The 5,687-nt window shown below is 70.3% G+C and carries 4 protein-coding genes and 1 pseudogene; all 5 read left to right on the forward strand.

The annotated features are described in order from the left end of the window. Positions 1 to 1,314, forward strand: a 1,314-nt coding sequence (locus CCL05_RS37100) for a helicase-related protein (protein ID WP_208641699.1), incomplete at its 5' end; no start/stop codon positions are given. A 138-nt stretch (positions 1,315 to 1,452) separates the two neighbouring features. Next, a complete protein-coding gene (locus tag CCL05_RS37105) occupies positions 1,453 to 2,031 on the forward strand; it encodes a TerD family protein (protein ID WP_010039633.1) in 579 nt (192 codons plus the stop codon). Between the two features lie 76 nt (positions 2,032 to 2,107). Then, positions 2,108 to 4,126, forward strand: a complete 2,019-nt coding sequence (locus tag CCL05_RS37110) for a TerD family protein (RefSeq protein ID WP_086565039.1) — start codon at positions 2,108 to 2,110, stop codon at positions 4,124 to 4,126. A gap of 234 nt (positions 4,127 to 4,360) precedes the next feature. After that, entirely contained in the window at positions 4,361 to 5,365 is a 1,005-nt protein-coding gene (locus CCL05_RS37115) for a TerC/Alx family metal homeostasis membrane protein (RefSeq protein WP_086565040.1), read from the forward strand. A 129-nt stretch (positions 5,366 to 5,494) separates the two neighbouring features. After that, a pseudogene (locus CCL05_RS37120) lies at positions 5,495 to 5,687 on the forward strand (hypothetical protein); the annotation flags it as partial.

The raw sequence follows: 5,687 nt of genomic DNA on the forward strand, positions 1-5,687 counted from the left end.
CGCCTCGCCGAGCTGGAGAAGCAGGGCAAGCTCCTGGAGGCCCAGCGCCTGAGGATGCGCACGACGTACGACATCGAGATGCTCCGCCAGATCGGCTCCTGCTCCGGCGTGGAGAACTACTCGATGCACTTCGACGGCCGCCTGCCCGGCTCCCCGCCCAACACCCTGCTGGACTACTTCCCGGACGACTTCCTCCTCGTCATCGACGAGTCGCACGTCACGGTCCCGCAGATCGGCGCCATGTACGAGGGCGACGCCTCCCGCAAGCGCACCCTCGTCGACCACGGCTTCCGGTTGCCCTCCGCCCTGGACAACCGCCCGCTGAAATGGGAGGAGTTCCAGGAGCGCATCGGCCAGACGGTCTACCTGTCGGCGACCCCGGGCGCCTACGAGCTCTCCCGCTCGGACGGAGTCGTCGAGCAGATCATCCGGCCCACCGGCCTCGTCGACCCGGAAGTCGTCGTCAAGCCCACGGAGGGTCAGATCGACGACCTGGTGCACGAGATCCGGCAGCGCACCGAGAAGGACGAGCGCGTCCTGGTCACCACGCTCACCAAGAAGATGGCCGAGGACCTCACGGACTACTTCCTGGAGCTGGGCATCCAGGTGCGCTATCTGCACAGCGACGTCGACACCCTGCGCCGTGTCGAACTCCTGCGTGAGCTGCGCGCCGGTGAGTACGACGTGCTGGTCGGCATCAACCTCCTCCGGGAGGGCCTCGACCTGCCCGAGGTGTCCCTGGTGGCGATCCTGGACGCCGACAAGGAGGGCTTCCTGCGCTCCGGCACCTCCCTGATCCAGACCATCGGCCGCGCCGCGCGCAACGTCTCCGGCCAGGTCCACATGTACGCGGACAAGATCACCCCGGCGATGGCGAAGGCCATCGACGAGACCAACCGGCGCCGGGAGAAGCAGGTCGCGTACAACAGGGAGCGGGGCATCGACCCCCAGCCCCTCCGCAAGAAGATCAACGACATCGTCGCCCAGATCGCCCGCGAGGACATCGACACCGAGCAGCTGCTCGGCTCGGGCTACCGCAAGGCGAAGAAGGACGGCGGGGGCACCAAGGCGCCGGTGCCTTCCCTGGGCAGGGACGCCGAGGGCGCCAAGACGGCCAGGGGCAAGGGCAAGGCCAAGGAGACGGTGCCGACCGACCGCCCCGCGGCCGAACTCGGCGAGCAGATCGAGGAGCTGACCGCACGCATGCGGGCCGCCGCCGCGGACCTCCAGTTCGAGATCGCGGCCCGGCTGCGCGACGAGGTCTCCGAGATGAAGAAGGAACTGCGCCAGATGAAGGAGGCGGGCCTGGCCTGACAGCGGGCCCCGTACGCGCAGTGTTGCAAGACCGACACAAAGTGCGGACCGGGGTACGTCACTGTCAGTGCCCCTGCGTAATGTTCTGATCAACCGCGACTGCGCGGCAACAGGGGACGTCCGAGAGGGGATCAGCGCGTGACCGTCAACATGACCAAGGGTCAGGCCATCAGTCTGCAGAAGAACGACGGCGGCAGCCTGACCGCGGTGCGCATGGGTCTCGGCTGGCAGGCGGCTCCCCGACGCGGCCTGTTCGGCTCGCGGACGCGAGAGATCGACCTCGACGCCTCGGCCGTCCTGTTCGCCGACAAGCAGCCCGTCGACGTCGTCTTCTTCCGCCACCTGGTGAGCGACGACGGCTCGGTGCGCCACACCGGTGACAACCTCGTCGGCGGTGTCGGCCAGGGCGGCGACGACGAGGCGATCCTCGTCGACCTCTCGCGCGTCCCGGTCCACATCGACCAGATCGTCTTCACTGTGAACTCCTTCACGGGCCAGACGTTCCAGGAGGTGCAGAACGCGTTCTGCCGCCTGGTCGACGAGACGAACGGCCAGGAGCTCGCCCGCTACACCCTGGCCGGCGGCGGCCAGTACACGGCCCAGATCATGGCCAAGGTGCACCGCTCGGGCCCGGGCTGGACGATGACGGCCCTCGGCAACCCGGCCAACGGCCGCACCTTCCAGGACCTCATGCCGGCGATCCTGCCCGTCCTCTGACGCTCCCGGGTCAACAGGCCGGGGCGGGCAGGCGAGCGGCACACGACACCACACAACGACACAGGGGGAGAAGGCGATGACGGCCGAGCTGGTGCGGGGGCAGAACCACCCGCTCTCCCAGGCCCGCCTCGAGATCCGGATCTCGGCCGGCACGCCGATCGTGGCCGCGGCCGCGCTCAGCGACGAGAACGGCCGGATCCACGGGGCGCAGTGGGTCGCCCACCCGGGTGCGCCCACCCAGGCGGGTCTCGAGGTGTCCCGGCAGGCCGCCGCCGACCATCGCCTCGCCGTGGATCTGGACGCCGTGCCGGAGGCCGTCCACCGTGTCGGTGTGCTGCTCGCCCTGCCCGCCGCCGGGGCGGGCCCGGCCCGTTTCGGTGCCGTGGCCGCCCCGTTCGTCGCCGTCACCGGCCTCGACGGCGCCGAGATCGCCAGCTACACCATCACCGGCCTGGAGGCCGAGTCGGCGGTCGTCGCCCTGGAGCTCTACCGCCGGCAGGGCGCCTGGAAGGTGCGCGCCGTCGGCCAGGGCTACGCGGGCGGCCTCGCCGAACTCCTCACCGACCAGGGCCTGCCCGAGGCCCGCCGACTCGCCGGCAGCATCCACGACGCGGTGGCCCAGGGGCTGGCCCGCTCGGTGCAGGCCCCTCCGCCGCGCACGGCGGACGGCGACCGCTCCCGGCAGACGGCGGCCCCGGCCCTCGGCCCGGACCAGAGCGGCGCCGCGCCTCAGCCGGGGCAGACACCACCGATGACGCCGTACGGCGATCAGACGCCCGGTGGGCCGGGGCAGCCCGCGCCGCAGACGCCGTCGTATCCCGGCGCGGCCCCGGACCCCGACGCCGTCACCCAGCCGTCCGCGCCCACCGCGGGCGGCCCGATCGATTACAGCCACCCGCGCCGCCAGAACGCCGCTCCGCCCCCGCCGCCGCCCACCGCACCCCCGGCCGCACCGGGGCAGCCTGCCCAGCCCGTCGCGGGCGACGCGACCGGCTGGTCCATGGACGAGCGGCTCTACAACCAGGTGTGGGGCATGTTCGAGGACCTGGCCCGCAGCACCGCCGCCTACCGCAGCGCCGTCGACTTCGCCGAGTCCCGCATGGACAAGGAGCTGGAGCAGGTCCTCTCCGACCCGCGCAGCCGGATCGGCGGGCAGGGCGACGCCGCCCGGGAGGCGGCCCGCGCCCGGCACGACCAGCTCGTCGCCCAGGCCGGCGAGGCCCTCGACCGGGACCTCACCCAGCTCGTGGCCGAGGCCGAGGTCGTCGAACCCGCCCTTCCGCCGGCGTACGCCCGCTGGGACAGCCCCGTCTGGCACGCCTACCGGGTACCGATGGAGATCCCCATGGCCCTGCGCCTGGGCGACCTCCATCTCCCCGAGGCCGACCGGATCCGCATCCCGATGCTGGTCCGGCTGCCGCTGGAGCGCGGCCTGTGGATCGACAGCGGCCGGACCGGCTCGTCCGACGGTTCGTTCGCGGACTCGCACGCCCTGGGGCGTCTCGCCCTGGAGACGGCGGTCGCGCACGCGGCCCGGCTGCTCGCCGTCTACCCGGCGGGGGAGTTCACCGTCCACGTCATCGACCCGGCCGGCTCGGGTGCGCAGCCGCTCGCGCCCCTTGTGCAGACCGGTGTGCTCGCGGCCCCGCCCGCGCTCGGCGCCGCAGGGGTGGCGGACGTGCTGGGCCGGCTCACCCAGCGGGTCGACCTGGTGCAGATGGCGGTGCGGGGAGGGGCCGCGGACTCCCTCCCGCCGGGCTTCGACACCTCCCAGCAGCTGCTGATCGTCAACGACTTCCCGCACGGCTTCGACGACCGGGCCGTGAACCAGCTGCGCTACCTCGCCGACGAGGGCCCCGCCTTCGGCGTCCATCTGATGATGGTGGCCGACCGCGAGGAGTCGTCCGGGTACGGGCCTTTGCTCGACCCGCTGTGGCGTTCGCTGCTGCGACTGACCCCCGTGCCCGACGATCATCTCGCCGACCCGTGGGTCGGTCATGCCTGGACGTACGAGCCCTCGCTCGTGCCGCCGGGCAGCCAGGTCCTCCAGCGGGTGCTCACCCAGGTCGCGGCCGCCCGTACCAAGTATGTGTAAAGCCCTCTGACGCCACTCTGACCAGGGCCTTTGGTATTTATTTTGCCAAGCGCTTTACCTGTTCTTGGTGATTGGGGTACTGTTGACGGCACGGAGGGGAGTACTCCCTGTCTGCTGCGGCGTACCCGTCAATACGGATCAGGCCAGATCCCGGGGCGTCGGCCCATCCTTGGGTGGAAGAGACCTCCGGCAGCGACGACGCTGACATTTGCCGTTACGACTGCCGGAGGCGCAGTGGATGTTTCCGTGACCCTATGGGTCCTGACCATCGTGGGGCTTGCCGCCCTGATCGCGGTCGATTTCTTCATCGGCCGCAAGCCGCACGACGTATCGATCAAGGAAGCCGGGATCTGGACGGTCGTCTGGATCGTCCTCGCCGCGCTGTTCGGGCTCGGCCTGCTGGTGTTCGGCGGTGGCCAGCCCGCCGGCGAGTTCTTCGCGGGCTTCATCACCGAGAAGTCCCTGAGCGTCGACAACCTCTTCGTCTTCGTCCTGATCATGGCGAAGTTCGCGGTGCCCTCGCAGTACCAGCAGCGCGTCCTGCTGATCGGTGTCCTCATAGCCCTGGTCCTGCGGGCCATCTTCATCGCCGCCGGTGCCGCGATCCTCGCCAGCTTCTCCTGGGTCTTCTACATCTTCGGCGCCTTCCTCATCTGGACCGCCTGGAAGCTCATCCAGGAGGCCCGGGCGGACGAGGAGGACGAGGACTGGGAGGAGAACAAGCTCCTCAAGGCCGCCGAGCGCCGCTTCGGTGTGGCGGACCGCTACCACGGCACCAAGCTGTGGATCCAGGAGAACGGCAAGCGGGTCATGACCCCGATGCTGGTCGTGATGCTGGCGATCGGCACCACGGACGTGCTGTTCGCGCTCGACTCCATCCCCGCGATCTTCGGCCTGACTCAGGACCCGTACATCGTCTTCACGGCCAACGCGTTCGCCTTGATGGGTCTGCGCCAGCTGTACTTCCTCATCGGCGGCCTGCTGAGGAAGCTGGTCCACCTCAGCTACGGCCTGTCGATCATCCTCGGCTTCATCGGCGTGAAGCTGGTGCTGCACGCGCTGCACGAGTCCGGGGTGCACGTGCCCGAGATCAGCATTCCGGTCTCGCTCGGCGTGATCTGCGCCGTCCTGATCGTCACCACGATCACCAGTCTGCGGGCTTCGAAGAAGCAGGCGGCGGCGGCCGAGGCGGCGCAGGGGCGGAGCGGAGGCGCTCCGAAGGACAGCATCGACGTCTGACCACGTCGGACGGAGGAACGACCATCACCGGGACCGGTGGCCGGCGAATTGCCGACCACCGGTCCCGGTGCTTGTTTGTTCTTGAGCGCGTTCCCCGGCCCGGGGGCGCCGTGGCCGGCTGGAGGTGCCATGAAGTTCGTACAGATCATCGACTTCGAGACCGAGCGCCTGGGCGAGATGGAGCAGCTGCTCGACGAGGCGGCGAAGCGCTTCGCCGGCCGGCCGGGCGGCCCCGCACAGCGGATGCTGCTCAAGGACCGCGACAATCCGCGCCGCTATCTGGCGCTGATCGAGTTCGGCTCCTACGAGGAGGCCATGCGCA

It is taken from the genome of Streptomyces africanus (genome assembly GCF_002150735.1).
GTDB lineage: Bacteria > Actinomycetota > Actinomycetes > Streptomycetales > Streptomycetaceae > Streptomyces > Streptomyces africanus.

What these genes read in the sequence shown, in the direction of transcription:
- CCL05_RS37110 (WP_086565039.1), top strand. Translation starts at nt 2,108, where the DNA reads ATGACGGCCGAGCTGGTGCGGGGGCAGAACCACCCGCTCTCCCAGGCC.